The 25,809-nt window shown below is 74.9% G+C and carries 28 protein-coding genes; 13 read left to right on the top strand and 15 right to left on the bottom strand.

Features of this window, described 5'->3' with window-relative positions:
• Positions 1–67 precede the first annotated feature (67 nt).
• The 3 genes from KGD83_RS07515 (at position 68) to KGD83_RS07505 (ending at position 3,128) form a co-directional block, all read left to right on the top strand.
• The gene (locus tag KGD83_RS07515; protein WP_249352200.1) at positions 68–1,024 is read left to right on the top strand and encodes a LysR family transcriptional regulator; all 957 of its coding nucleotides are present in this window, start codon (positions 68–70) and stop codon (positions 1,022–1,024) included.
• Positions 1,025–1,150: 126 nt separating this feature from the next.
• A complete protein-coding gene (locus KGD83_RS07510) occupies positions 1,151–2,197 on the top strand; it encodes an endonuclease/exonuclease/phosphatase family protein (RefSeq protein ID WP_212643140.1) in 1,047 nt (348 codons plus the stop codon).
• 94 nt (positions 2,198–2,291) lie between these two features.
• The gene (locus tag KGD83_RS07505; RefSeq protein WP_212643139.1) at positions 2,292–3,128 is read left to right on the top strand and encodes a TIGR03619 family F420-dependent LLM class oxidoreductase; all 837 of its coding nucleotides are present in this window, start codon (positions 2,292–2,294) and stop codon (positions 3,126–3,128) included.
• Between the two features lie 64 nt (positions 3,129–3,192).
• Here KGD83_RS07505 and KGD83_RS07500 read toward each other — a convergent pair whose 3' ends face one another.
• The gene (locus KGD83_RS07500; protein ID WP_212643138.1) at positions 3,193–3,429 is read right to left on the bottom strand and encodes a hypothetical protein; all 237 of its coding nucleotides are present in this window, start codon (positions 3,427–3,429) and stop codon (positions 3,193–3,195) included.
• A 198-nt stretch (positions 3,430–3,627) separates the two neighbouring features.
• Here KGD83_RS07500 and KGD83_RS07495 point away from each other — a divergent pair, with 198 nt between their 5' ends.
• A complete protein-coding gene (locus tag KGD83_RS07495; protein ID WP_212643137.1) occupies positions 3,628–4,257 on the top strand; it encodes an HAD-IA family hydrolase in 630 nt (209 codons plus the stop codon).
• Between the two features lie 140 nt (positions 4,258–4,397).
• Positions 4,398–4,568: a hypothetical protein gene (locus KGD83_RS07490; protein WP_249352198.1), complete on the top strand. Its 171-nt coding sequence runs from the start codon at positions 4,398–4,400 to the stop codon at positions 4,566–4,568.
• On the opposite strand, the gene KGD83_RS07485 is transcribed toward KGD83_RS07490, so the two are convergent.
• Together KGD83_RS07485 and KGD83_RS07480 are read right to left on the bottom strand one after the other, a co-directional pair.
• On the bottom strand, positions 4,534–5,319 hold the full coding sequence (locus tag KGD83_RS07485) for a class I SAM-dependent methyltransferase (protein ID WP_212643136.1): 786 nt from the start codon (positions 5,317–5,319) through the stop codon (positions 4,534–4,536). The genes KGD83_RS07490 and KGD83_RS07485 overlap by 35 nt on opposite strands.
• 73 nt (positions 5,320–5,392) lie before the next feature.
• Entirely contained in the window at positions 5,393–6,349 is a 957-nt protein-coding gene (locus tag KGD83_RS07480; RefSeq protein ID WP_212643135.1) for an AraC family transcriptional regulator, read from the bottom strand.
• A gap of 176 nt (positions 6,350–6,525) precedes the next feature.
• On the opposite strand from KGD83_RS07480, the gene KGD83_RS07475 reads away from it, so the two are divergent.
• On the top strand, positions 6,526–7,350 hold the full coding sequence (locus KGD83_RS07475) for an NAD-dependent epimerase/dehydratase family protein (protein ID WP_212643134.1): 825 nt from the start codon (positions 6,526–6,528) through the stop codon (positions 7,348–7,350).
• A 141-nt stretch (positions 7,351–7,491) separates the two neighbouring features.
• Here KGD83_RS07475 and KGD83_RS07470 read toward each other — a convergent pair whose 3' ends face one another.
• Together KGD83_RS07470 and KGD83_RS07465 are read right to left on the bottom strand one after the other, a co-directional pair.
• The gene (locus tag KGD83_RS07470) at positions 7,492–8,070 is read right to left on the bottom strand and encodes a hypothetical protein (RefSeq protein WP_249352196.1); all 579 of its coding nucleotides are present in this window, start codon (positions 8,068–8,070) and stop codon (positions 7,492–7,494) included.
• Positions 8,067–9,392 carry an MFS transporter gene (locus tag KGD83_RS07465; protein ID WP_212643133.1) on the bottom strand — a complete coding sequence of 442 codons (1,326 nt, stop codon included), beginning with the start codon at positions 9,390–9,392 and terminating at the stop codon, positions 8,067–8,069. Before KGD83_RS07465 ends, KGD83_RS07470 begins: the two co-directional genes overlap by 4 nt.
• A gap of 70 nt (positions 9,393–9,462) precedes the next feature.
• On the opposite strand from KGD83_RS07465, the gene KGD83_RS07460 reads away from it, so the two are divergent.
• Positions 9,463–10,458 carry a GlxA family transcriptional regulator gene (locus KGD83_RS07460; RefSeq protein WP_212643132.1) on the top strand — a complete coding sequence of 332 codons (996 nt, stop codon included), beginning with the start codon at positions 9,463–9,465 and terminating at the stop codon, positions 10,456–10,458.
• Between the two features lie 338 nt (positions 10,459–10,796).
• Positions 10,797–11,405, top strand: a complete 609-nt coding sequence (locus KGD83_RS07455) for a hypothetical protein (protein ID WP_212643131.1) — start codon at positions 10,797–10,799, stop codon at positions 11,403–11,405.
• A 40-nt stretch (positions 11,406–11,445) separates the two neighbouring features.
• Here KGD83_RS07455 and KGD83_RS07450 read toward each other — a convergent pair whose 3' ends face one another.
• The gene (locus KGD83_RS07450) at positions 11,446–12,072 is read right to left on the bottom strand and encodes a response regulator (protein WP_212643130.1); all 627 of its coding nucleotides are present in this window, start codon (positions 12,070–12,072) and stop codon (positions 11,446–11,448) included.
• A 224-nt stretch (positions 12,073–12,296) separates the two neighbouring features.
• Positions 12,297–13,568: a sensor histidine kinase gene (locus tag KGD83_RS07445; protein WP_212643129.1), complete on the bottom strand. Its 1,272-nt coding sequence runs from the start codon at positions 13,566–13,568 to the stop codon at positions 12,297–12,299.
• A 170-nt stretch (positions 13,569–13,738) separates the two neighbouring features.
• Between KGD83_RS07445 and KGD83_RS07440 the strand changes: the two genes are divergently transcribed.
• The 3 genes from KGD83_RS07440 to KGD83_RS07430 all read left to right on the top strand — a co-directional run bounded on the left by KGD83_RS07440 (position 13,739) and on the right by KGD83_RS07430 (position 17,126).
• Positions 13,739–14,836 carry an ABC transporter permease gene (locus KGD83_RS07440; RefSeq protein WP_212643128.1) on the top strand — a complete coding sequence of 366 codons (1,098 nt, stop codon included), beginning with the start codon at positions 13,739–13,741 and terminating at the stop codon, positions 14,834–14,836.
• Positions 14,833–15,516 (top strand): ABC transporter ATP-binding protein, encoded by a 684-nt coding sequence (locus tag KGD83_RS07435; RefSeq protein WP_212643127.1) that lies wholly within the window; start codon positions 14,833–14,835, stop codon positions 15,514–15,516. The genes KGD83_RS07440 and KGD83_RS07435 overlap by 4 nt, the downstream gene beginning before the upstream one ends.
• A gap of 128 nt (positions 15,517–15,644) precedes the next feature.
• Positions 15,645–17,126 carry a vWA domain-containing protein gene (locus KGD83_RS07430; RefSeq protein WP_212643126.1) on the top strand — a complete coding sequence of 494 codons (1,482 nt, stop codon included), beginning with the start codon at positions 15,645–15,647 and terminating at the stop codon, positions 17,124–17,126.
• On the opposite strand, the gene KGD83_RS07425 is transcribed toward KGD83_RS07430, so the two are convergent.
• From KGD83_RS07425 to KGD83_RS07390, 8 genes are all read right to left on the bottom strand, one after another.
• A complete protein-coding gene (locus KGD83_RS07425) occupies positions 17,053–17,928 on the bottom strand; it encodes a cytochrome c oxidase assembly protein (RefSeq protein ID WP_212643125.1) in 876 nt (291 codons plus the stop codon). The genes KGD83_RS07430 and KGD83_RS07425 overlap by 74 nt on opposite strands.
• Positions 17,929–17,931: 3 nt before the next feature.
• On the bottom strand, positions 17,932–18,432 hold the full coding sequence (locus tag KGD83_RS07420; protein WP_212643124.1) for a DUF2243 domain-containing protein: 501 nt from the start codon (positions 18,430–18,432) through the stop codon (positions 17,932–17,934).
• 171 nt (positions 18,433–18,603) lie between these two features.
• A complete protein-coding gene (locus tag KGD83_RS07415; RefSeq protein WP_212643123.1) occupies positions 18,604–19,089 on the bottom strand; it encodes a ferritin-like domain-containing protein in 486 nt (161 codons plus the stop codon).
• A 72-nt stretch (positions 19,090–19,161) separates the two neighbouring features.
• On the bottom strand, positions 19,162–19,944 hold the full coding sequence (locus KGD83_RS07410) for a putative hydro-lyase (protein ID WP_212643122.1): 783 nt from the start codon (positions 19,942–19,944) through the stop codon (positions 19,162–19,164).
• 114 nt (positions 19,945–20,058) lie between these two features.
• On the bottom strand, positions 20,059–20,985 hold the full coding sequence (locus KGD83_RS07405) for a 5-oxoprolinase subunit C family protein (RefSeq protein WP_212643121.1): 927 nt from the start codon (positions 20,983–20,985) through the stop codon (positions 20,059–20,061).
• Positions 20,986–21,071: 86 nt separating this feature from the next.
• Positions 21,072–21,689 (bottom strand): 5-oxoprolinase subunit B family protein, encoded by a 618-nt coding sequence (locus tag KGD83_RS07400; protein WP_212643120.1) that lies wholly within the window; start codon positions 21,687–21,689, stop codon positions 21,072–21,074.
• Positions 21,690–21,735: 46 nt separating this feature from the next.
• Complete coding sequence (locus KGD83_RS07395) at positions 21,736–22,503, bottom strand: LamB/YcsF family protein (protein ID WP_212643119.1); 768 nt, start codon at positions 22,501–22,503, stop codon at positions 21,736–21,738.
• Positions 22,504–22,618: 115 nt separating this feature from the next.
• Complete coding sequence (locus tag KGD83_RS07390; RefSeq protein WP_212643118.1) at positions 22,619–23,869, bottom strand: NRAMP family divalent metal transporter; 1,251 nt, start codon at positions 23,867–23,869, stop codon at positions 22,619–22,621.
• A gap of 345 nt (positions 23,870–24,214) precedes the next feature.
• Here KGD83_RS07390 and KGD83_RS07385 point away from each other — a divergent pair, with 345 nt between their 5' ends.
• Complete coding sequence (locus KGD83_RS07385) at positions 24,215–24,925, top strand: GntR family transcriptional regulator (RefSeq protein ID WP_212643117.1); 711 nt, start codon at positions 24,215–24,217, stop codon at positions 24,923–24,925.
• Between the two features lie 191 nt (positions 24,926–25,116).
• Positions 25,117–25,701 (top strand): class I SAM-dependent methyltransferase, encoded by a 585-nt coding sequence (locus KGD83_RS07380; RefSeq protein ID WP_212644309.1) that lies wholly within the window; start codon positions 25,117–25,119, stop codon positions 25,699–25,701.
• The last annotated feature ends 108 nt before the right edge of the window (positions 25,702–25,809 follow it).

Raw genomic sequence — 25,809 nt, 5'->3', positions numbered from 1 at the left:
GCGGTGACCCGCGGACCGAACAGACACTAGTCCGACTATCCATTCACCGACCAATAAAATCGGCGAGGTGAGCTATAGGAATGTCAATGGTTCGGGCACGGCGGCCGACCCGCGGGCCGGCGGACCGCTCGATCTGCAGCAGTTGAGGACCTTCCTGGCGGTACACCGGTCGGGGTCCTTCACCGCCGCCGCGCAGCTGCTGCGGCTGTCGCAGCCCACGGTCACCACTCAAATCCGTTCCCTGGAGCGGCGGCTCGGACACCCCCTGTTCGAGCGGCTGCCCCGGGGCGTGGCTCCGACCGCCGAGGCCAACGACCTGGCCGCGCGCGTGGCCGAGCCCCTGGACGCCCTGGAGGTGGTGGCCGGACGCGGCGGGGACGGCGCGTCCGCGTCGCCCGCGCCGCTGCGCGTGGCGGGTCCCGCCGAGGCGCTGCACGCGCTGGTGCTGCCCGTGCTCGCGCCCCTGGTGCAGGGCGGCCTGCGACTGCGCGTGCGCACCGGTCCGGCCGAGGAACTGCTGGAGGAGTTGCGCCGGGACCGGCACGACCTGGTGGTGTCCGCGGTGCGGCCGCGCGGGCGGACCCTGGTCGCCGAACCCCTCGCCGACGAGGAGTTCGTGCTTGTGGCGTCGCCGGTGTGGGCGGACCGGATCGGCCGCGACCGGCTCCTGCGCCAAGGCGCCTCCGCGCTGTGCGCGGTCCCGCTGGTGGCCCACGACGACGAGCTGTCGGTCCTGCGCCGCTACTGGCGGCAGGTGTTCGGGGTGCGTCTGACGTGTGCGCCCGCGGTCACCGTGCCCGACCTGCGCGGGGTGGTGTCGGCCGTCACGGCGGGGGCGGGGGTGACGGTGCTGCCGCGCCACCTGTGCCGGGAGGCGCTGGCCGAGGGCCGCCTGGTGGCGCTCCAGGCCCCGGAGGAGCCGCCGGTCACCACGCTGTACCTGGTACGGCGCCCGGGGGTGGCGGACAACCCGTGCCTGGAGGAGGTGCACCGGCGCCTGGTGTCGGCCGCCCGCGCCTGCTGAAGGAGCCGCCCGGGGTCTCGGCGCCATCGGGCTCGGGTGCCGCGGCTGCCCCGAACCCGCGCCGCGGTGGTGTAGTCCTGACCCCGTGAAGGGCGGGCGGCGGCGTCCGCTCCGGGGAGGACGGCGATGGAACGCGTACAGGTACCGGACAGCGGCACGGAAGCGGCGGACGACGGGGGCTCCGGGCCCCCGGGCCGCTCCCCCGCGGTGACCGTCCTGGTCGCGCTGGCCGCCGCGGGGTTCGCGGTGTTCGCCCTGCTGCGGGTCCTGGGCCTGGAACGGGGCTGGCCCCTGGTGCCCGCGCTGGCCTTCACGCCCTACGCGCTGGCCGCCGCTCCGCTGGCGGCGGTGGCGGCCGGACTGCTGCGGCGCTGGGGGTCCATGGCGGTCCTGACCGCGGTGACGTTGGCGCTGGCCGCCGTGGTCGTGCCCCGCGCGGTGCCGTTCGGCGTGACCTCTGCGGGTGGTCCGGTCGTGCGGATCATGACCCTGAACATGCTCGGCGGCGGTGCCGACGCGGCGCGGGTGGTGTCGCTGGTGCGCGACCGGGAGGTGGACGTGCTCACGCTCCAGGAGGTCACCCCCGGCCTGGTGAGCGAACTGTCCGCCGCCGGGCTGGACGACCTGCTGCCGTACGCGGTCGACCGCTCCGACCCCCGGGGCGTGCACGGGAGCACCGTCCACTCGGCCTTCCCGCTCACCGACACCGGCGGCGGGGAGCCTGGCCGGGACACGTTCGCGATGCCGACCGCCGTCGTGCGGCTGCCCGAGGACGGCGACGGGGACGGGGAGGACGACGTGCTGGAGGTGACGTCGGTGCACGTCCCGCCGCCGCTGTCCCCCGCGTACACCGACTCCTGGCGCGGGGAGCTGGAGGACCTGGCCGAGGCGGGCGACCCGGACACGATGCGGATCCTGGCCGGGGACTTCAACGCCACGCTCGACCACGCGGCGCTGCGCGAGGTCCTGGACGCGGGGTACCTCAGCTCGGCCGCGGTCCTGGGCGAGGGGCTGGAGCCCACGTGGCCGGCGGGGCGGGCGGCGCCGGGCCTGGCCATCGACCACGTGCTGGTGCACCCCCGGATGGGGGTCGACGGCCTGGAGGTGGTGGAGGTGGTCGGCACCGACCACAGAGCGGTGCTGGTCGAGGTGTCCCTGCCCTCGCCCCGGTAGGCCCCCGGCGCCCCGGCTCCCCGACGAGGACGGTACGGGGACACCTGGCCCGTCCCCGGCCCTCGCACCGGTGGCAGGGTCTACCGTCGCCCCTATGAGCGAGTTGACCGAACCGATCACGGGAACCACCCTCCAGGTGGTCCTGCCCGACGAGTCCGCGCGGATGTCCCCGGGAACCCTCGTCGACCTGGGCGTTCGCGCCGAGGAGCTGGGTGTGGACGCGGTGTGGCTGCCCGACCACCTGCTGCCGCCCGCGCCGTACGGCCGCACCTTCGGCGGCGTGTACGAGCCGCTGGTGACCCTGGCCCACCTGGCGGCCCGGACCCGGCGGATCCGGCTGGGCACGTCGGTGCTGGTGGCGCCGATGCGCGACCCGTTCGTCCTGGCGAAGCAGGTGGCGACCCTGGACGCCCTGTCCGAGGGGCGCTTCGTCCTGGGCGTGGGGACCGGCTGGTCGCGCGAGGAGTTCGAGGCCGTCGGGTCGGACTTCGCCACGCGCGGCGCCCGGACCGACGAGACGCTGCGGCTGCTGCGGCACCTGTTCGAGGGCGAGGGGCCGTTCGAGGGGCGCTTCCACTCCTACGAGCGCGGGGTGTTCGCCCCCCGTCCGGCGCGGCGCGTGCCCGTGATGGTGGGCGGCGCGTCCGAGCGGGCGCTGCGGCGGGCCGCTGAGTGGGCCGACGTGTGGCAGGGCGTGGGACTGGACACGGCGGGGTTCGTGGAGGCCCGGAACCGGCTGCGGGAACTGACCTCGCGGCCGGTGCGCGCGGGAACGCGGATCGCCTGGTCCGGGGGCGAGGAGGAGTTCGAACGCGCCGTCGGGCTGTTCCGGGAGCTGACCGCCGCCGGGGCGGACGCGGTGGCGGTGTGGTTCGGCGACGCGGAGGGCTTCGGCGGCCGGATGGAGCGGTTCACGGCGGCACTGCTCTGACAGGGGGCACCGGGCCGAGCGACGGCGCCGCGCCGACCGGCGGCGGAGGGCCGGTGCGGCGTTCCTACTCCTGCGCGCCGAAGAGCCCCCGGCCGCCGTACTTCTTGTGGATGGCCTGCTTGGACACGCCGAGCACCCGGGCGATCTCGGCCCAGGTGGAGCCCCGGTTGCGGGCGCGGCGGACGAGGACGGCCTCGACCCGCTCCATCTCCCTGCGCATCCGGACGGTGGCGTCCAGACCCACCAGCGGGTCGTCGGCTCCGGTGGTGCGGGCGAGGGAGGTCAGCTGTTCGGCGTCCATGGGTCAACTGTAATTGACATACCCGTGGTGGCGCACCCGCGGCGTGTCCTCCTCGGACGGGCGGAGGAGGGCCGGACGCCGTGCCGGATCGCTTCGTTCACCGCCTCCCGAAGGTCCGGCGGGGTGCCTGCGCCGACGCCCCCGGCGGTCGCGGGTGGCACCCTGGAGTTCCCGAGGAGGCACGGACGAAGGAGTGACGTGGGCGGCTACGACGAGGCGACCGTGCTGTTCGACCTGGACGGCGTGCTGGTGGACTCCACCGCGAGCATCCGCGCGGGGCTGACCGCGTGGGCCGTGGAGCGCGGCGTGGACGTCGGCGCGGTGCTCGAACACCACCACGGGCGGACCGACGTGGACCTGGTCCGCCTCTTCGCCCCGCACCTGGACCCGCTGACCGAGGCGCCGCGGATCGAGGACCACGAGGCCGCCGCCGGGGACGGCGTCCGGGGCGTGCCCGGCGCGCGCGCACTCCTGACCGAACTCGACGCGCGCGGACGCCCCTGGGCGATCGTCACGTCCGGGAGCGACCGGATCGCGCGTTCGCGGATCGCGACGGCGGGGCTGCCCCTCCCCCGCGTGCTGGTGACCGCCGACCAGGTGACCGCGGGCAAACCCCATCCGGCCCCGTACCTGCTGGGCGCCGAGCGCCTGGGGGTCGCCCCCGCGCGGTGCGTGGTGGTGGAGGACTCGGTGAGCGGGGTCCGCTCCGGACTGGACGCGGGCATGCCCGTGGTGGCCGTGGCCTCCACGACCGGCACGGAGGATCTCGCGCACGCGACCACCGTGGTGGCGGACCTCGAAGCCGTGGCCGCGCTGCTGCTCCCGTGACCCCCGCGCCGGGCCGACCCGTTCGCGAGGAGGGGAAGCATTCCGAGCGGCCGGGCGCCCCTCTCTCGGAACCGCTCGGGGCGGGGCCCCATCGACCGCGTCCGGCGGCGCCGGAACGCCTGACGACGTACGGAGCACCCTTGGCCGTGGGAATCACCATCGACCGGGCCCGCGCCGAGGACGTGGCGGCGATCGTCGCCATGCTCGCCGACGACGAGCTGGGCGCCCGGCGCGAGGACCCCGGGGACCCGCGACCGAACGGGCACCGGCGTGCGGCTACGGCGTTCTGCGGGCCAGGTGGAGCCGCGTGACGTAGGGGACGCGCACGTTCCCGTCGGGGAAGTGCGCGTCGACGAGCCCGGTGAGGGCGGCCCGGGTGCGCTCCTCGCCGATGTTGCGGACCACGGCGGCCATCCTGCTGGAGGAAAGGGCGCTCCCGACGAAGCCTGCGGTGTCGAGTTCGCGCGTCCAGGCGGTGGTGAACCCGGTGGCGTTGGAAAGGCCGTCCCGGGCTTCCATCTCGGCGGCGGTGTCGTAGGCGCGGTAGTCGCGCCGGTAGTCGTCGCCGTACTCCTCCATCAGGCTCTCGTGGGCGTCGACGAACGCACTGGCCGTCCAGTCGCGGTCGTTGTTGAGGACCGCGACGGTGCCGCCGGGCAGGAGCAGGCGCGCGGCCTCGGCGTAGAAGGCGGGCCGGTCGAACCAGTGGACGGCCTGCGCGGCCAGCACGAGGGAGGCCGACGCGTCGGGGAAGGGGACCTCCTCGGCACGGCCGTCCACGTACTCGGCCCCGTCGGGTTCCCCGGCGGCGGTGGCCCGCATGGAACGCCCCGGCTCGACGCCGACCACACGGGGACCCGGACCGAAGACGTGGCGCAGGGCGCGGGTGGAGATGCCCGTCCCCGCGCCGACGTCGAGCAGGAGCCGGGGCCCGGGCCGGGGACTCCGCTCACCGGCGAGGACGTGGGCGCGCAACCGGTCGAGCAGGGAACGGGGGTATCCCGGCCGGAAACGGCGATAACCCTCGCTGAGCTGGTCGAACGCCTGGGTCCTGTCGGTCATCGCGCCCCCTTCCGCCGTGCCCTGGTCCCCGGGTCTCGGGAACGCCTACCCAACCACGTGGCTCGGGACCGCGTCAGGCCTCCTGCGGCACGCGTTCGGCCCGGGCGGCCCGGTACGCGGACGGGCTCGCGCCCGTGTGGTTCTTGAACGCGGAGCTGAACGCGAACGCGCTACCGTAGCCCACCCGGGCGGCCACGGCCTCCAGGCCCAGCCCCGGGCTGGCGGTGAGCAGGTCGCAGGCCACCGTCAGCCGCCAGGTGCGCAGGTAGGTCATCGGAGGGCTGCCCACGGCCCGCTGGAAGCGCGCGGCCAGGGTGGCGCGGGAGACCGCGCACTCCCCCGCCAGGGACTCCAGGGTCCAGGGGTCGGCGACGCGCTCGTGGACCAGTTCCAGCGCCCGCGCGACGACGGGGTCGCTGCGGGCGGTGAGCCAGTTGGGCGCGCTGTCGGGGTTGTCCTCCAGCCAGGCGCGCACCGCCATCACCAGCAGGCAGTCCAGGAGCCGGTCGTTGAGGCTGGTCTGGGCGACGTGGCCGGTGGTGATCTCGCGGGCGAGCAGTTCCACCAGCGCGGGGTCGACCCGGCCCTCGGGGAGCACCGCCAGCGACGGCAGCGCGGCCAGGGCGAGGCGGCCGACCTCGCTGTCGTCCAGGTAGGCGCCCACGACCATGGTGTCGGTGCCGTCGGGGTCGTTCCCCCAGGTGCCGACGCCGTGGCTCATGGACACGTGGACCTCCGCGCCGTCGCGGGCCACGCACCGCGCACCCGGCAGGGCGGTGACGGTGGGTTCCCGGCCCGGGCTGTCGGCGATCACGTAGGGCTCCGGGCCGCGCACGAGCACCAGGTCGCCGGGACCGGCCTCGGCCTCCTCCCCGCGCGCCGCCACCCAGGCGCGGCCGGAGGTGACCACGACCAGGGTGAGCGCGGCCTCGTCGCGGATGTCGATGCCCCAGGGCGGGCTCATGACGGTGCGCAGGGTGAAGGCGCCGCGCGCGCGTGGTCCGTCCAGGAGGTGCACGAGGGGGTCCATGACCTCACCCTAGTGACGCGGACGGGGCGCTCAGGGATCGGCCGCCGCCCGCGCGGGCTCCTCCGAGGGGGCCGCGTCCGAGGACAGCGGGGACCGCGCCGGACTCAGACGAACGCTTATGCACACCAGCGTTCTGGCTATGTTCCGTCCGACCCCTGGCTGGTGGACTGGGGGACATGACCACACAACACGTCCTCGTCACCGGCGGCACCGGCATGACCGGCCGCCGCGTCACCCACCTGCTGCGCGAGCGCGGCGCCGACGTCCGGGTCGGCTCCCGCTCCGGTCGGCCCCGCTTCGACTGGCACGAACCCGCCACCTGGGACGCCGTCCTGGAGGGGGTCACCTCCGTCTACCTGTGCTACCACCCCGACCTGGCCTTTCCCGGGGCCGACGAGGCCGTCGCCGCGTTCGCCTCCCGTGCCGCCCGGAGCGGTGTCCGGCGCGCGGTGCTGCTGTCGGGCCGGGGCGAGGAGGGGGCCGAGCGCGCGGAGCGCGCCGTGCGCGGCGTGTTCCCCGACCTGACCGTGCTGCGCTGCTCGGTCTTCGCGCAGGACTTCTCCGAGAGCTTCCTGCTCGGGCCGGTCCTGGAGGGCACCGTGGCCCTGCCGGTGCCGGACGTGCCCGAGCCGTTCGTGGACCTCGACGACGTCGCGGAGATCGCCGCCCGGGCGCTGACGGAGGACGGGCACGCCGGTGAGCTGTACGAGCTGACCGGGCCCCGGGCACTGACGTTCACCGAGGCCACCCGCCTGATCGGCGGGGCCGCCGGGTATCCCGTCGCCTGCCGCCGGGTCCCGCCGGAGGAGTTCGTCGCCGGGGCGGTCGCCGCGGGGCTGCCCGGGGAGGTGGCCCGGGGTCTGACCGAGCTGTTCGGCGAGATCCTGGACGGCCGCAACGCCGAGCCCGCCGACGGGGTGGAGAAGGCGCTGGGCCGCCCGGCCTCGGACTTCGCCGAGTACGTCCGCCGGGCCGGGGCCGCCGGGGCCTGGAGGCGCTGAGGGCGGGGCGCGCCCAGTACCGGTGTGCGCGGTGTGGAGGCGTCGGGTGTCCGTACGCCTCCCGTCCCTCGTACGGGCGCCGGCTCCCACCGCCCCGGACGGACCGCCGGGTCCGCCCGGGGCGGTCCGCGTCGGGGGCGGTCACTCCCTGGCCGGTCCGCGCCTCAGGTAGCGCGCCCAGTTCACCGCGACGCCGCCGACCAGGGCCGTGCACGCCGCGAGGATGAGCGAGGACAGGATCCACTCCCGGGAGCCGTCGGGACCGTAGACGCGGTTGGAGGCCCCCGCGTCCACGGAAGGTATCCGCGCGCCCTCCCGGCAGGTGTCGCGGCCGGCCGCGTGCAGGTAGACCCCGCGCGGCTCCCCTCCCCCGGCGCTGGTGAAGGTGCCGTCGCAGACGCACGACTCGTGCCCGGGGTGCTGAACGCACGTGAGGCTCGACGCGGCGAACACACCCGGCACGCCCTCACCGCGCGCCGCGCGCAGCCCCTGTTCCAGTCCGGAGGACCCCACGTAGGCCACCATGGCGGCGAGGAGCAGCAGGACGACGGAGAACTGCGGTGACGGGCGCCGGGGGCTCCGGGCGGCGCGGACCTCGCCGAACCCGCCACCGTCCGAACGGGCGTCGCCGGAACCGGTGGCGCCGTGGTCGTTGTCGGAGTTCTCGGCGCCACCGCGGGTGTCAGCGTCCCCCACACCGGTGTCCCTCGTGCCGGTCACGCCCTCTCCCGCTCGTCGTCACCCGCCACTGCGGGCCCCTCGTCCGCGAGGTCGGGGCCCGTGCCGCGCGGCAGGTTGAAGGCCAGCAGCCCGGCGACGGCGCACAGGGCGGCGGCCATCAGCCACACCGGGCCGTAGCTTCCGCCCACGTCACGCGCGAAGCCGCCGAAGACCGCCATCACCCCCGCGCCGACCTGGTGGACGGCGTTGACCCATCCGAAGACGATGGCCCCGTCCGCGCCGAAGACCCGACGGCACAGCAGGATGGTCGGGGGCACCGTCGCGACGTCGAGCAGACCGAACACCACGACGAAGGCCGCCATCGCCGCCCCGGCGTCCGGGCCCAGCAGCGCGGGCAGCGCGGCCAGGAGGGCGCCCCGCCCCGCGTAGTAGACGACCAGGAGCGCACGCGGGTCCACCCGGTCGGTGAGCCACCCGGACAGGACCGTTCCCACCAGTGAGAACACACCGACCGTCGACACCAGCGCCGCGGCGACCGTGACAGCCATCCCGTGGTCCTGCGCGGCGGGCACGAAATGGGTCCAGATGATGCCGTTGGTAGTCGCGCCGCAGACCGCGAAGGTCCCCGCCAGGAGCCAGAACCGGCGGCCGCGCACCGAGGAGGACAGGACCGCCACGGTCCGGCGCGCCGCCCCCCGGTCCGCCCGGGGCCGCTCCACGAAGACCGGGGAGCCGTAGGGGCGCTGCCCCAGGTCGGCCGGGTGGTCACGGAGCACCAGGGCGACGAGGACGGTCATCACGCCCGCCGTCAGCGCCAGGGTCACGAGGGCCGGACGCCATCCCTGGTTCTCGACGGTCCACGCCAGAGCGGGCAGGAACACCATCTGTCCGAAGGCGCTGGACCCGGTCAGGGCGCCGATGACCAGCCCGCGGCGTTCGACGAACCAGTTGTCGGTCACGGTGGCGGCGAACGTCATCGCCAGGGACCCGGTACCCGCGCCGATGAGCACCCCCCAGTAGAGGGTGAGCTGCCAGGGGGTGGTCATGACGGTGGTCAGTCCGGCGCCCGCCACGACGGCCCCCAGAGCCGCCAGGGCGACGCGGCGGATACCGAACCGGTCCATCAGCGCGGCGGCGAAGGGGGCGATCAGACCGTGGACGACCATGTTGACCGAGGCCGCCGTGCCGATCGTTCCCCGGGACCACCCGTACTCGGCGTGCAGGGGATCGGTCAGGATCCCGGGCATCGCGGCGAAGGCCGCCGCGGCCACGATGGTCAGGCACGAGACCAGTGCGATCGGCCACGCGCGGTGGAACGGGGTGCGTGCGGGCTCCTCCACGGAAGCGGTGTTCTCGACCATGGCCCCAGCCTCCTTCGCGGGCCCCCTCCCCGACAGTGTCCAGAAAGCCAACATGCGCAAGAATCGGGCCATGAGGATCTTCTCGCGTCCCGGACGCCACCGCGTGGCCGTCCTGGTCCGGCACGGTCTGCTGCCCATCGAGTCGGGCATCGTCCACCGCCTGTTCGGCCAGGCCCGGGGCGCCGGCGGGGAGGCGCTCTACGAGGTCGTCACCTGCGCGCTGGAGCCGGGGGAGGTCGGCACCGACACCGACTTCACGATCAACGTGGCCCACGGACCGGAGGCCCTCGACGAGGCGGACACGGTGATCCTGCCCGCCGCCGACGAGGACTACGGCGAACGTCCGCACTCGCCCCTCGCACCGGCTCTGGCCGCGGCCGTCGCACGCATCCCGCCGACCGCGCGCGTGGCCTCGATCTGCACCGGCGCGTTCGTGCTCGCCGCGGCCGGGCTCCTGGACGGGTGCCGCGTGACCACCCACTGGAAGTCGGCGGGCTACTTCCGCGCCATGTACCCCGGCATCGACCTGGACCCGGACGTGCTGTACACCGACAACGGGCGTGTGCTGACCGCCGCCGGGGTCGCCTCGGGCATCGACCTGGGCCTGCACATGATCCGCGTCGACCACGGCTCCGCCGTGGCCAACGAGGTGGCGCGCGGTACCGTCGTCCCGCCCCACCGCGACGGCGGCCAGGCACAGTACATCCGCCGTCCCGTGCCCGCGCCGGAGCGCGCCGCGACGGGCCGGGCGCGCGCCTGGGCCCTGGAACACCTGCACCTACAGCCGGGCCTGCGGGAGATGGCCCTCCAGGAGTCCATGAGCGTGCGCACCTTCACCCGCCGTTTCCGCGACGAGGTGGGGCTCTCGCCCGGCCGGTGGATCGCCCAGCAGCGCCTGGACCGGGCCCGTCAGCTGCTGGAGGAGTCGGACCTGCCGGTGGACGGGGTCGCGCACGAGGCCGGCTTCGGCACGGCGGCGTCGCTGCGCCAGCACATGCACGCCGCGCTGGGGGTGTCCCCCAGCGCCTACCGGCGCACCTTCCGGGGCGCACCCGACGCGGTTTGAACCCGTCCGGGTACCGGAACCCCCGACCGGGAACGCGGGCGGCGGACCTCCCCCGGTGAAGCGGCGCCCCCGGGGGCCATCGGTACGGCACACGGGACCGGGCCCGGGAGCGGGCACGGGCCAACCCTGCGGGAGGCGGCCCTGCGGGGGCCGCCGGTACGGCGTGCGATCCGCGAAGGTCACGGCCGGCGCCGGAGGCACGGGAGGGACCGCGCAAAGGCGGCGCGGGTGCGCGAACGCCCGTGGCCGCGCGGTCCGCGGCGTGAGGTGGCCCGGAACGGGTAACGGGGAACCGTGGGTCCCCCGCCCACGCCCGCCCCTCACCCCGGAAGGCCCCCGTGAAGCTCTACGCCGAGTACCCCGTGCGCGCGTTCCTCCAGTTCGCCTCCGACCTGCTCGCCGCCGCCTGGGTGTACGCGTGGGTCGGCGCGGCGCTGGCGCTGCGCGAGACCCTCATGGCCCTCAGCCGCCCCGGCGAACTCATGGTGAGCACGGGCGAGGGCTTCAGCGAGCACATGAACACCGCCGCCGAGCAGGCCCGGAAGGTGCCACTGGCCGGGGAGGCCCTGTCCACCCCGTTCACCAGCATGAGCGAGACCGGCGAGTCCCTCACCTCCGCCGGGGTCTCCTTCCAGGAGACGGTGGCCTCGCTCGCGCTGGCCCTGCCGCTGCTGACCGCCGTGCTCCCGCTGCTGCTGCTCGCCGCCACCTGGCTGCCCCTGCGCGCCCGGTGGGTGCGCCACGCCAGCGCCGCCAAGCGGCTGCGCGGGCTCACGCCCGAGGCCCGCTCCCGGCTACTGGCCCTGCGCGCCCTGACCTCGGCCTCCCCGTCCCGGCTGGCCGGTACGCACGAGGACCCGGCGGGCGCCTGGCGCTCCGGTGACCGGGGGGCCGTGGACGCGCTGGCCGCCCTGGAGCTGCGCCGCCTGGGCCTGCGCCGGCTCTGAGCCCCGCCCCGGACCCGTGCCTCCGACGGCGGGCCGCGCCTCAATCCACACGGATGATGCCGCGCTGGAGCGCGGTGGCGATCGCCGCCGTCCGGTTGTCGACCCCGAGCTTGTCGAAGACGTGCACGAGGTGGGTCTTGACGGTGGCCTCGCTGATGAACAGCTCCCGCGAGATCGCCCTGTTGGACAGACCGCGCGCCAAAAGCCCGAGGATCTCCAGCTCCCGGCCGCTGAGCGCGGGGCGGGGTGAGCGGAGCCGGTCCATCAGTCGGTTGGCCACGCCGGGGGCCAGCGCCGTCTGCCCCCGGGCCGCGGCGTGCACGGCCGCGCACAGCTGTTCGGGCGGGGCGTCCTTGAGCATGTAGCCGGTGGCACCGGCCTCCACGGCCGCGAGGATGTCGGCGTCGGTGTCGTAGGTGGTCAGCACCAGCACGGGCGGAGGGGCGTCGAGCGCGGTGATGCGCCGGATGGCGGTCACGCCGTCCATGCCCGCGCCCATCCGCAGGTCCATGAGGACCACGTCCACGCCGGAAGCGCCATCTGCGGCGGCGGAGGCGAGCGCGTCCAGGGCAGCCCGGCCGTCGGCCGCCTCGGCGGTCACGAGCATGTCGGGGCGTTCGGAGAACATCGCCTTGAGTCCGTGGCGCACGACCGGGTGGTCGTCCACGAGCAGGATGCGTAGTGGGGCCTCCCCGGAGCCCCGGGGCTCCGGGGGCGGGGTTCCGCCCGCACCGCCGGGACGGTCGGGGCGACCCGGCCCCCCGGATCCGCCGGGTCCGTCGGTGCGCTTGGAACCGCCGGGACCTCTGAACCTCTCGGAACAGCCATAGCCACCGGCACCACCGGTACCACCGCGGTCCCCGGTTTCCCCGGGCCCCTCGGGGATGTCGGTCACGGACCCTCCTTCCGGATCAGGGGCAGGCGGACAGCGACCGCGGCGCCCTCACCCGGCGCCGACTCCACGTCGAGCCGCCCGCCGAGGGCCGCCACCCGGTCGCGGAGGGCGGCCAGACCGTAACCGCTGCCGTCGCGCCGGGGCCCGGTCTCCTCCGGAGCGAACCCGACGCCGTCGTCGTACACGTCCAGGGTGACCTCACCGTCCAGGTAGCCGAGCGTGACCACGGCGTTGGCCGCCCGGGCGTGGGCGGCCACGTTGGCCAGACTGGCCTGCGCGGCGCGCAACAGGGCCACCCCGTACCCCGGGGGCAGCGCCACGGGTTCCCCGTCCAGGCGGAACCGGCAGCGCGTCCCGGACCCGGCCCCGGACCCGGTCCGGGCGCACAGCCGTTCCAGCGCCTCGGGCAGGTCGCCCCCGGCCAGTGGGGGCGGCGCGAGGTCGCGGACGAAGCGGCGGGCTTCGGCGAGGTTGTCCGAGGCGCTCCCGCGCGCCTCCGCGATCCGGGTGGCGGCCAGCTCCGGGTCCCCGGGCAGGGCGTTCTCGGCTGAGCGCAGCAGCAGCACGATGCTGGACAGGCCCTGGGCGAGGGTGTCGTGGATCTCGCGGGACAGGCGCTCGCGTTCGTCCAGGACGCCGGTGCGGCGCTGGGAGACGGCGAGTTCGTCGCGGGTGCGGGTGAGGGTGTCGATGAGTTCGCGCCGCCGTTCGCTCTCGCGGGACAGGGCCGTGTACCCGGCGCCGATGGCCACCGCGAACGCCGCCCCGAGGACCGGCCCGAGGACTCCGCCGGGGGTGAGGTCCCCGCTGTGCAGGACCCGGCCCGCGATCGCGGCCGCGGTGATCACCACGACCGCCGCCACCGCGTGCGCCCCGCGCAGCAGGTGCAGGTGCAGGAAGTAGAGGGGGAAGGCCAGCCACACGAAGTCGGGGGCGGCCCACGCCAGCAGAGCCCACAGGGCGGTGACCGAGGCCAGCCACACCAGGGCACGCGCCCGGCGCGCGCCCGGGCGGAAGCCGGAGTCGGGGCGCAGCCCCGCCGCGGGGATCCCCGCGCAGTAGACGGCGCCGAGCGACACCGCGCCGCACGGGACGGCCCACCGGGCCCAGGCGGGATGGGCGAGGGCGGGGTCGGCGGCGGAGAGCCCGTACCGGACGGCGGCGACCGCCAGCAGGAACAGGAAGCAGACGTGCAACAGCAGACGCAGTGCCCGCAGCACCTGCGCCGCCCCGGGCGGTTCGGGCGCCCGTCCTCTGCCATGACCCATTCCGGCAGCGTACGACGGGTCCGGGCTCCGGCGCGTCAACCGTTCGATGGAGTTCGCCCTCCACCTCTTGGACCCGCGCGGACGCACCGTTTCCCCGATGCGCGGAAGGGTCGGCGCACGTGAGCCTGGAACACGTCAACAACCAAGTACCTCCGGGAAGGAGGACCGCCGTGTTCGTCGCACTTCGCGACATCCGCTTCGCCAAGGGGCGGTTCGCGCTGATGGGCTCCGTGGTCGCCCTCATCACCCTGCTGGTCGTCCTGCTGTCGGGTCTGACGGCCGGGCTGGCCGACCAGTCCACCTCAGCGGTCACGAGCCTGCCCGCCAGCCACGTCGCCTTCGGCACGTCCGGGGACGGCGACCCCGAGGAGTCCTACGCCGAGAGCACCGTCACCGGTGAACAGGTCGACGCCTGGTCCGCCGCCGAGGGCGTGCGGTGGGCCGAGCCACTCGGCGTCACACAGAGCCGCCTCGAGTTCGGCAACGGGGAATCCGCCGCCGCGGCGCTGTTCGGCGTCGTGCCGGAGGGCCGCCTGGCGCCGGAGGGCCTCGAAGGGGGCGGCGGGCTGGTGGTGAGCGAGGAGGTCGCCGAGGAGTTCGGCGTCGGCCCCGGCGACACCGTCACCGTGGCCGGGTCCGCTCTGGTCGTGGACGCCGTCACCGACACCCGCCAGCACAGCCACACCCCGGCCGTGTGGGCCGGGATCGACACCTGGCGGGAGCTGGACCCGCGCGCGCGGCACGCTGAGGGCGACGACGCGCCGGCCGCGAACGTGGTCGCCGCGCAGGTGGTGTCGGACAAGGCCGCCGCCGACGCCGACGCCGCGGCGGGCACCGTCTCGACGACCCTCTCCGACAGCCGTTCCGCCATCGGCTCGTTCTCCTCGGAGAACGGTTCGCTGGTCGCCATGCAGGGGTTCCTGTACGCGATCTCCGCACTGGTCATCGGCGCGTTCCTGACCGTGTGGACCATCCAGCGCTCGGGTGACGTGGCCATCCTCAAGGCGCTCGGCGGCTCCACCCGCTACCTGCTGCGTGACGCGCTCGCCCAAGCGCTCGTGGTGCTGTCCGCGGGAGCCGTCGTCGGCGGCGCGGCCGGGGTGGCGCTGGGCGCGGCGGCCGCCGGTTCCCTGCCCTTCAGCCTGGTACCGGCGACCACGCTCGGTCCGGTGGCGGCGCTGGTCGTCCTGGGCATGCTCGGCGCGGTCCTGGCCGTGCACCGCGTAACCGCCGTCGATCCGCTGACTGCGCTGGGAGGAGTCCGATGAGCCTGGAACTGCGGAACGTGACCCTGACCTACCCCGACGGCGACGAAGCGGTGACCGCCCTGGACCGGGTGTCGGTCCGGGTCGGGCCCGGGGAGACCGCCGCCGTGGTCGGCCCCTCCGGTTCGGGCAAGTCGAGCCTGCTGGCGGTGGCCGCCACGCTGGTCCGACCGGACTCGGGCACGGTGGTGGTGGGCGGCACAGACACCCTGGGGCTGCGGCCGAGGGAGAAGGCCGAGCTGCGCCTGCGCGAGGTGGGCATCGTCTTCCAGCAGCCGAACCTGATCGGTTCCCTCACAGCGGTGGAACAGCTGGTGGTCACCGAGCACATGCGTTCCCGTCCGCCGCGACGGGCGCGGGCCGCGGCGCTGGAGACGCTGGCCGCCGTGGGCCTGTCCGGGAAGGAGCACCGGCGCCCGCACCAGCTTTCGGGCGGCGAACGCCAGCGGGTGAACATCGCCCGTGCCCTGGTGGGACGGCCGAGCGCCCTGCTGGTGGACGAGCCGACGGCCGCCCTGGACCACGAACGCGGGGCCCGGATCATGGACCTGCTCGGTGAGGCCACCCGCACGTTCCGGGTAGCGACGCTGCTGGTCACACATGACACCGAGTACCTCGGTTCGGCCGACCGGGTGCTGGAGATGCGCGACGGTAGGCTGACCGCGCCGAGCCCGGCCGGGTAGCGGAACCCGGGTACGCGACCGGCCCGGTGCGCGGCCCGGAGATGGCCCCATCCGGCCACTGCGGACCGCGCGAACGCCGTCGCCGCTTCCTAGGCTGGATGGCCACACTCCCGACCCCCGGAGCACGCATGCACCTGACAGCGCTGTTGGACTTCGACGCCGTCCCCCGGGACACCGACGACGCCGTGTCCGTCCTGGTCGACATCACCGCCCCCGAACGCCAGGAGGACACCGGGCGCCCGCCCGCGACCCTCCAGGTCGTGCTGGACCGAAGCGGGTCCATGGGCGGAGGACGCCTGGACGGCGCGGTGCGCGCGCTGCTGTCCCTGGTGGAGCGGCTCGCGCCCTCCGACAACTTCGGACTCGTGTCCTTCAACGACCAGGCCCGCGTCGAGGTGCCCTGCGGGCCGCTGGAGGACAAGGCGCGGGTGCGCCGCCTGATCTCCGGGCTGCACGCGTCGGGCGGCACCGACCTGTCCAGCGGGCTGATGCGCGGTGCGCAGGAGGCCCGCCGCGCCGGAGCCGACCGGGGCGCCACCCTGCTGCTGATCTCCGACGGGCACGCCAACCAGGGCGTCACCGACCACGACCTGCTCCGGCAGGTGGCGGCGGACGCCTACTCCCACGGGGTCGCCACCACGACCCTGGGATACGGCCTGGGCTACGACGAGGAACTGCTCGGCGCGGTGGCGGACGGCGGCGCGGGCAGCGCACTGTTCGCCGAGGACCCCGACACCGCGGGCGGCCTCATCGCCCAGGAGGCCGAGTACCTGCTGGCCAAGACCGCTCAGGCGGTGTCGCTGCGGGTTCCGTCAGGTCCGCTCCTGCGCGCCGTCTCCGTGGTGGGCGAGATGCCCTCCCACCAGCTCGCGGACGGGTCGGCGGTGGTCGAACTGGGCGACTTCCACTCCGGGGAACGGCGCCGCCTGCTGCTGTGCCTGGAGGTCTGCGGGTTGTCCGCTCCGGGAACCGTCGCCGCGCTGGAGGTCACCTACGCCGACCCGGTCACGCTGGCCAGCCGCACCGTGTCCCTGCCCGTCGAACTCGGCGTGGTCGCGCAGGACGCGGCCGACGAGCGGGTGCCCCGGCCCGAGGTGCGCGCGGAGGAGGTCCTCCAGCGGGCGCAGACCGCCAAGAGGAGGGCCAGCGAGGCCATGCGCCGGGGCGACCGCTTCGGCGCCGCGGGTCTGTTGGAGGAGGCGCGGACGGACCTGGCCGACCACATGCCGGAGGCGCCCGCCGGGGCCGCCGGGGCGCGTGCGGCGGCTCCGCCGCCGGAGGTGCTCGCGCAGATGGAGGAACTGCGGCGGATGTCGGGGATGACCCGGACCGGCGACGCATCCCGGGTCTCCAAGTCGCTGTACGCGAGCCAGGCGGGCTACTCGCGCAAGAGCGGCCGTCAGCGCCCGGGGGCCGCACGGGACGGCGGGCAGCGGTCCGGAGGGGACGGGGACGGCGCTTCCGCCCCCGGTCAGGACCGCGGTACCGAGGCCGGGAACGGCGGCCGGGGCTCCGGTCGCGATCGCCGCGGTCGCCTCATCCGGGGTCAGCAGACCGACGGCGGACGACCCACGCCCGACGGGGGCGCCCCTCCTCCGCAGGAGTCCTGAGGCGGCCCCGCCCGGCTTCCGGGCGCGGCCGGGGAAGCAGCCAGGGACGGCACACCAGGAAGATCAGCGCGATCTCCACCGGCGCACCGGCGTAGTACATGAGCTGGGCTCCGGCCTCGGCCTGTTCGGCGGGCACCCCCGGAGGCGGCGCCGCGTAGAGGGACTTGGCCAGGACGTTGTGCGCGGCGACGGCCGCGACCAGGGCGGCGGCCCGCCACGGCGGAGGGAGCCGGTGCGGCGCGGGGTCGGGTCCGCCCAGCACCGCGAAGGTGAACAGGCACCCGGCGGCGAGCACGTGGGCGTGTACCAGGGCGTGCAGGAGCGGGTCGGTGTGCGTCGCGGCGTACAGGCCGGTGCGGTACAGCGCCCACAGGCCTCCGACGCTGAGCAGGCCCGCGACGACCGGATGGGTCACGAACACGGCGGGCGCCGACCGCAGAACCCGGGAGAGCGTGCGCGCGGCGCCCAGCGGCAGGGTCCGCAGGGCCAGGGTGGCCGGTGCCGCCAGGACCAGCAGGAGCGGGCCCAGCATGCCCAGCAGGACGTGCCCCGCCATGTGGGCGGCGAAGTCGTGGTGGGCCCGCTCTGCCAGGGGGCCCACCAGGGCCGCCCCCACGGCCGCGCATCCCGCCGCCCAGGCCAGGACGCGGGTCCGGGGCCAGGCCGCGCCCCGGCGGCTCGGCGGGAGCGCCGCGACCGCGTAGACCGCCAGGGCCGCGCACACCAGCGCCAGGACGGCCCACGCGCCGGGTGCGAGGAGGCCGGGAACCGCGGTGGCGGGTTCGTGCCCGCGGTGGTCCACGGGTCAGGCCCGCCCGGGATCGGCACCCGGCGCCCCGCGTGCCCGCCCCCGGGACAGGGTCCACAGCGCGACACCCGCGACCAGCAGCGTCCCGGCGAGGATGTTCCAGGTCAGGTCGTAGGGCACCAGGTTCACGCCGTAGCGGATCTGGTGCAGGCCCATGAGTTTGTGCTGGACCAGCCCGTCGTAGAGCTGGAAGGACCCCGCCCCGGTCAGCCAGCCCGCCGTGAAGGCCAGCCCCCGGAAGCGGCGTTCCCGGCGCAGGGAGACCACCATGAGCAGGGAGGCGACCGTGGCGAACCAGCTGAAGGCGTGGAACAGCCCGTCCGACACCAGGCCGACGCCGGTGGTCGAGAGGTCGTAGAAGTGGTGCCAGTGCAGCAGCTGGTGAAAAACCACCTCGTCCACGAACGCCACCGTGCCCAGCCCGAGCAGGACGCCCGCGGCCGTGTTGCGGCCGTGCGCCGTCGGCGGTCGCGCGCCCGCGTGCGCGGATGCCGTCATCGACGCCTCCCTGGGTGTCTTGGCCTCTTCCCGAGGGTTTCCGAGGGCCCCCGTTCCCGAGGACCGGTGCGCCGCCGTCGCGAAGGCCGCGTCACCGACCGTGCGGACGCGCTGCGCCCTCCGACCGGCCGGACCCACCCCGCGCCCGGGAGGGGTCGGTCCGCGCCGCGGTCAGCGTTCGGCGTCGGCCAGCGCGGTGCGCACCGCGCCCGGGAGCCTCTGCTCCAGGAAGCGGGCCATGTCCTCCTCCTGGCGGAGGATGGCGGTCAGCTTGAGGGCGATCTGCTCCTCGCCGAGCGCGCGGGCGCCCTCGATCAGCGCCCGGTAGGAGGCGATCTCGAAGTGCTTGGCGGCGTAGTCGGAGAGGGCGTTCTTGACCATGGTGTCGCCCGCGGGCCTGTTCGCGATGCCCTGCACCGAACCCATCATCCCGGCCAGGGCGCTCTTGACCTTGGACACGCTGCCGCCCAGGGACTCGATGCACCCCTTGACCGTTTCGGCCTGCTCACGCGTCTCCTCGATGTGCCGCGTGATGCGGGCGTGGACCTCGGGGTCCTTCTCCGCGTCCTTGGCGTGGCTCTCCAGCGTCTCCTCGAGGGACCTCTCCATCGAGTAGGCGTCGTTGAGCCAGGCGATCAGTTGCTCGCGGCTGTTCACACCGTTCCCCTTCGTTCGTCGTGTCGCTCAGGCCTGGGCCCGCGACTACCCCCCGGGGTCCGGCGACAAACGTCAGGGCACCTGGTAGGAGGAGTCGCGCACGTCGGTGATCGCCATGTGCCCGGGGGCGTGGCCGATGGCGAACTCCGGGGCGGAGGCCGTCACGGCCGCCTGCGGGGTGACCCCGCACGCCCAGAAGACCGGGATCTCGCCGGGGCGCACCTCCACCGCGTCACCGTAGTCGGGGCGGTCCAGGTCCTCGATGCCCAGCGCGGCCGGATCGCCCACGTGCACGGGGGCGCCGTGGACCGCCGGGTAACGCGAGGTGATGCGCACCGCGTCGGCCACCCGGTCGGCGGGGATCGGCCGCATGGAGACCACCAGCGGACCGCTGAACCTGCCGGCGGGGCGGCAGGGCCGGTTGGTGGCGTACATGGCCACGTTGGTGCCCGCCTCGATGTGGCGCACCGGCACACCGGCCTCCCGAAGGGGCGTCTCGAAGGTGAAGCTGCACCCGATGAGGAAGGCCACCAGGTCGTCGCGCCACAGGTCGGTGACGTCGGTGCGCTCCTCGACCATCCTCCCGTCGCGGTAGACCCGGTAGGCGGGCAGGTCCGTGCGCAGGTCGCCGTCGAAGACGGAGGCGTCCACCCGCCCCGGCTCGGTGACGTCCAGGACCGGGCAGGACTTGGGGTTGCGCTGGGCGAACAGCAGGAAGTCGAAGGCCGCCTCGCGGGGCAGCGCGATGAGGTTGGCCTGCGCGTAGCCCGCGCTGTAGCCGGAGGTGGGGACGCGCAGGCCGTCGCGGAACAGCGCGCGGGCGTGGGACGGGGGGAGGTCGGCCGGAGAGGTCAACGGTTCTGCCTTTCGTTCCGGGTGCGGCGGGCGGGGTCGCACCGCGGCCCGTTCCCGGTACGGAATCCGGTCCGCGGTCGTTTCGGGCCCCGCCGCTCGGCGGGGCCCGGCCGGTCAGAGGGTGAAGCGCAGGCGGGTGCCGGGGCGCGCCTGGGCCGCCCTGGGCAGGTCCGCCGAACACACGACGGCCACCACCGGGTAGCCCCCGGTCACGGGGTGGTCGGCCAGGAACAGCACGGGCTCCCCGCCCGGCGGGATCTGGAGCGACCCCGCGACCATGCCCTCGCTGGGCAGCTCGCCGGAGCGGGCGCGTTCCAGGACCGGGCCGGACAGCCGGGCGCCGACCCTGTCGCTGCGCGGGGTGACCTCGTAGGCGGACGACAGCAGCGTGCGGACGGCCTCCTCGGTGAACCAGTCCTCGCGCGGGCCGAGGACCACCCGCAGGACCTCCTCGGGGCCGCCGACGGGCGGCGCGGGGGCGTGGTCCGCGTTCGGGAAGTCCGCGGGCGCGGGTCCGACCGGCAGCAGGGCACCGGGCACGAGCAGGTCGGGGCCCAGCCCGGCCAGGACGTCGGTGCTGCGCGAACCCAGGACCGGCGCAACGTCCACCCCTCCGCGTACGCCCAGGTAGGAGCGGAGTCCGCGGTCGGGCACGCCCATGGCCAGCTCCGCGCCGTCGGGCAGGTGCAGCACCGTGTTGGCGGCGGCGCCGCGCCCGTCCGCCCGCAGCGGGGCCTCGGCCCCGGTGACGGCGACGGTCACCGGTCCGCGGGCCCGCACGCGCAGCCCGCCCAGGGTGGCCTCCAGGGCGGCGGCTCCCGGATGGTTGGCGAGCAGGCGGTTGGCCAGGGCGTAGGAGCGGGCGTCGGCGGCGCCGGAGCGGCCCACGCCCAGGTCGGCGTGGCCGAAGCGGCCCGCGTCCTGGACCGTGGTCAGGGGCCCGGTGGCCACGACCTCCAGGGCCGACCGCCCCCCGCCGGCGGTCGGGGCGTGCGCCGCGGTCGCCTCGCGCGGTCGCGCCGCCGGTTCCCGACCCGACACCGCGTTCCTTCCCCGTTCCTGTCCCCGCCCCGGTTCCCGCCCCTGTTCGCGGGCGGATTCCGTCCGTGCCGGTGCGACACGCGTACTCATGAGGCCTCCGCGTCGGTGAAGCGCACGCGCACCCCCGGCCGCAGCAGGCCGGGCGGGTCGCGGTCCAGGTCCCAGATCGGGGCCTCGGTGCGGCCCAGAAGCTGCCACCCCCCGGGAGAGCTGCGCGGGTACACCCCCGCGAACTCCCCCGCCAGGGCCACCGAACCGGCGGGCACGCGGGTGCGCGCCTCACCGCGCCGGGGCACGTTCAGGCGCGGGTCGTCGCCGACCATGTAGCCGAACCCGGGCGCGAAGCCGCAGAACGCGACCGTCCAGGTGGCGTTCGTGTGCGCCTCGACCACCCCGCGCCGGGTCAGGCCGGTCAGCTCGGCGACGTCGTCGAGGTCCTCGCCGTCGTAGAACACCGGGATGGTGACGGAGTCGCCGGAGTCCGGTCCGGTCCCGGGCGCCAGCGGCAGGCCGGTGACAGCGGCGGCGACCCCGTCGGGGTCGGTGCCGGGTTCGATCCGCAGCAGCAGCGTGCGGGCGGCCGGGACGACGTCGGTGACCCCGGGGATCGGCCGGGCCCGGAGCGCGGCGCGCAGCGCGATCACCTCGGCGAGGTCGGCGACCTCCACAAGCACGCCGCTGTCAGCGCACGTCAGGACACGCACGGCGCCTCCTCGGCGGGGTCGGTGGGCCCCACCCTCCCGGCAGGGGTCACGCGGCCTCCCCGGTGAACGGCGCGAGGGTGACGCCATCGGCGCGCAGCCGGTCGGCCACGGCCCGGGCGATGTCCACCGCGCCGGGGCTGTCGCCGTGCACGCACAGGGAATCGGCCTCGATGACGATCCGGCTGCCGTCCACTGCCTCGACCGGCTCGCCGTGGGCGATGCGCAGGCAGCGCTCGGCGATGGCCGCCGGGTCGTGCAGGACGGCGCCGGGCTCGCGGCGCGAGACCAGCGTTCCCTCCGGGGTGTAGGCGCGGTCGGCGAAGGCCTCGCGGTGCGCGGGCAGCCCGGCCTCCTCGGCCAGGCGCAGGAACTGCGATCCGGGCAGGCCCAGCACGGGCATGGCCGGGTCGAACTCGCGCACCGCGGCGACCACGGCGGCGGCCTGCCTCTCGTGGTGCACGATCGTGTTGTAGAGGGCGCCGTGCGGCTTGACGTAGCGGATCCGGTCCCCGGCCAGGCGGGTGAACGCCGACAGCGCGCCCATCTGGTAGACCACCTCGTCGGTCAGTTCGGCGGGCGGCACGTCGAGGAAGCGGCGGCCGAACCCGGCGAGGTCGCGGTAGCCCACGTGCGCGCCGACGGCGACTCCCCCGGCCGCCGCGTCGAGCGTGGTGCGCCGCAGCACGGACGGGTCACCGGCGTGGAAACCGCACGCGACGTTGGCGCTGGTCACGATGGACAGCAGTGCCTTGTCGTCGCCGAGTTCCCAGCGGCCGAAGCTCTCGCCGAGGTCGGAGTTGAGGTCGATGCGCAACGTCGGTGCTCCTCGTTCTTTCGTGTTGCCCCTTGCGGGGTACCCCTACCCCGCCCGGGTGGCGGTCCGGGCGGGGCAGGGGCGGGGGACGGTGGAAGGGCGCGCGCCCGGCGGGCTACTGCCAGAGGTCGGCGATGCCGCCCAGGGAGCCGATGGCCATGTACACGGTGAGCGCCCAGGCGGCGACGCCGATGACGATCAGCCAGCGCGGGTAGCGGTACCCGCCCAGCAGGTCGCCGGAGCGGCGGGCCGCGACCCACAGCAGGATGCCGAGGCCCACCGGAAGGATCACGCCGTTGAGGGCTCCGGCCAGGATCAGCAGCGTGTTCGGGGCCTGTCCGGACAGCAGCAGGATCGCCAGCGAGACGCCGATGAAGACGGTGACCAGGAGTCCCCGGCGCTTCTCCAGCCACGGGTGGAAGCTCGTGACGAAGGAGATCGAGGTGTAGGAGGCGCCGATGACGGAGCTGACCGCCGCGGCCCAGAGGATGACGCCGAACAGGCGCACACCGACCTCGCCCGCGGCCTGGCGGAAGGCCTCGGCTGAGGGGTTGGCGGACGCCAGGATGTCGGCGCCGCCCGTGACGACGCCGAGGATGGCCAGGAACAGGACCACGCGCATGACGCCGGTGACGATGATGCCGGTGACGGAGGTCTGCGTGATGGCGCGGACGTTCTCGCGCCCGCCCTGGCCGGCCTCGACGAGGCGGTGCACGCCCGCGTAGGTGATGTAGCCGCCGACGGTTCCGCCGATGATGGTGACGGTGGCCAGGAAGACGTCCGCGCCGAACCGCTCGGGCAGGACGGCCTGGCGCAGGGCCTCGCCGACCGGGGGCTGGGACACGAAGGCCACGTAGACGGTCAGCACGATCATGGCCACGCCCAGCACGATCAGGACGCGGTCCAGGGCCACGCCCAGCCTCTTGACGGCCAGGATGACCACGGCCAGGACCGCGGACAGGACCGCGCCGAGCCGGGTGTCGAACCCGGTCATGGCGTTCAGTCCCAGGCCGGTGCCCGCGAGGTTGCCGACGTTGAAGATCAGGCCGCCGAAGACGATGAGCGCGGCCAGCAGGTAGCCCGCTCCGGGGACGACCTTGTTGGCCAGGTCCTGGGCGCGGGTGTCGGCGACGCCGATGACGCGCCAGATGTTCAGCTGGACCGCGATGTCGACCAGGATCGAGATGAGGATGGCGACCGCGAAGGTCGCGCCCAGCTCGGCGGTGAACGTGGTGGTCTGGGTGATGAAGCCGGGGCCGATGGCGCTGGTGGCCATGAGGAACATCGCACCCAGCAGGCTGCTGCTGATCGCGATCCGCCCGACACGGGGGCGCACCTTCGGGGGTGCGGGGGGTGTGTCACCCATGGGTCACTCCAAGGGGTCCGATGTGGGTCGGTGACGCGATAACCGACCGCGCCATCGTTGGATTGTTGAACGATACTTCAATCCAACGAGACAGGTAAAGATCCGGTATGTAAAAAACCCAGGTCACCTGTGTTGCGGGAGGGTCTCTTCGCTTCGCTTTGCCCGAGAGAAGCGTTGGAGGAACCTCCCAAAGGGGCGTCCGCGAGCCCGTGGGCGGAGCCGCGCGGGACCGCGCCACGGTCCACCGGTCCGATGAACCGACTTCTGTGGGCTCCCCGCCCTCCCGGGAGTCCTCCGCGTCGGTGACAATGAAATAACAGACGCCATTCCCCTTAAGGAGCACCTGTGACGGCCACGGACGCCCGCACCGACCGGACCAGCGGCCGCACCCGCCTCCTCCCCCCTCTGCCCACGCAGGCCGAACGGGTCGCGGAGCTGCTCCGCGAGTCCCTCATCGACGGCGTGTACCCGCCGGGACAGCGCCTGTCGGAGGAGCGGCTGTGCGATGAGCTCGGAGTCTCCCGCAACACCCTGCGCGAGGCGTTCCGACTGCTGGTGCGCGAGCGGCTGCTGGTGCACCAGATGCACCGAGGGGTGTTCGTCGGCCTGCCGACCAGCGAGGACGTCCGCGACCTGTTCAAGGCGCGCCGCTCCCTGGAGCTCCCCGCGCTGCGGGGGGCGGTTGCCCCCGACGAGGAGGCGGTGCGGCTGGTCGGGGCGGCCGTGGACGAGGGGGAGTCCGCGCGCGGACGCGAGGACTGGTGGCGGATGGGAACGGCGAACATGCGCTTCCACCAGGCCGTGGCCGGGCTGGCCGGGAGCGCGCGGGTGAACGAGTTCATGAGCCAGGTGCTGGCCGAGACCCGGCTGGTGTTCCACGTGATGGACGCGCCCCGGGAGTTCCACGCCCCGTACCTGGACTGGAACCGCAGGATCCACACCCTGCTGGCCTCCGGGGACGCGGCCGGGGCGGCGGACGAGCTGACGACCTACCTGGAGACCTCGGAGGACCAGCTGGTCACCGCGTTCACCGCCATGGAACGGCAGCGGGACTGACCGCGGGGCGCGCGGCGGGCCGCGCCCCGTAGGTCGCGCCGGACCCGCGGCGCCAGCGCTCTCTCCTCGCCCGCAGCCGGATGGACCGCCTTCCCCAACAGCGGGAACACCCCACGCAGACCCTCAGAGGGGGGTGGAAGGTCCGCGCCGGAGAGCCGTCCTACCTTTACGCCATGACGAAATACGCGTGGATGTACCGTCTGGGCCTCACCCCCTGGGAGCGCTACGGCGCCGCGGGCGGGGCGGCGCAGCTGGGCGCCCTGCTCGACCGCGAGACTCGGGCGCGTGCGACCGGCCCCGGGCGGGCGCTGGACATCGGCTGCGGGCGCGGGCAGTTCACCCCCGAGCTGGCCCGGCGCGGCTGGGAGGCGGTGGGCGTCGACATCGTGCCGGAGGCCGTGGAGGCCGCCCGCCGCAGGGGCCCTGCGGAGGTCTCCTACGTCGTCGGCGACGTGACCGGCCTCGAATCCTCCGGCCTGGGGGCCTTCGACCTCTTCCTCGACATCGGCTGCTTCCAGGGCCTGGACGCGGACCAGCGGGCCGCTGAGGGGCGGGGAGTGACAGCCCTTGCCGCGCCGGGGGCCGCCCTGCTGATGCTCGCCTTCGGCCCGTCCCGGTACCGGCGGCTCGTCGAGGGCGTCGCACAGGCGGAGATCGAGGCCGCGTTCCCCGGGTGGGAGCTCCTCACCGCCGAGGACGCGCGGACCGACGGCCTGGGATGGCCGATGAACCGGACCTCACCGCGGTGGTACCGCTTCCGCCGCACGACCGGCTGACACGGGCCCCGGCGGCCGAGTCCCGACCCGACCGGCGCGGTGCGCCGCCCACCCCGGTTCCGGTGGGGGAAACCCCGATGGCGCGGATACCGGAATGCCATGATGGAC

This window comes from Nocardiopsis akebiae, from assembly GCF_018316795.1.
Taxonomy (GTDB): Bacteria; Actinomycetota; Actinomycetes; order Streptosporangiales; family Streptosporangiaceae; genus Nocardiopsis; species Nocardiopsis dassonvillei.
Note: the sequence above shows the minus strand (reverse complement) of the source record. Positions and strands in the feature narration are given on the sequence as shown.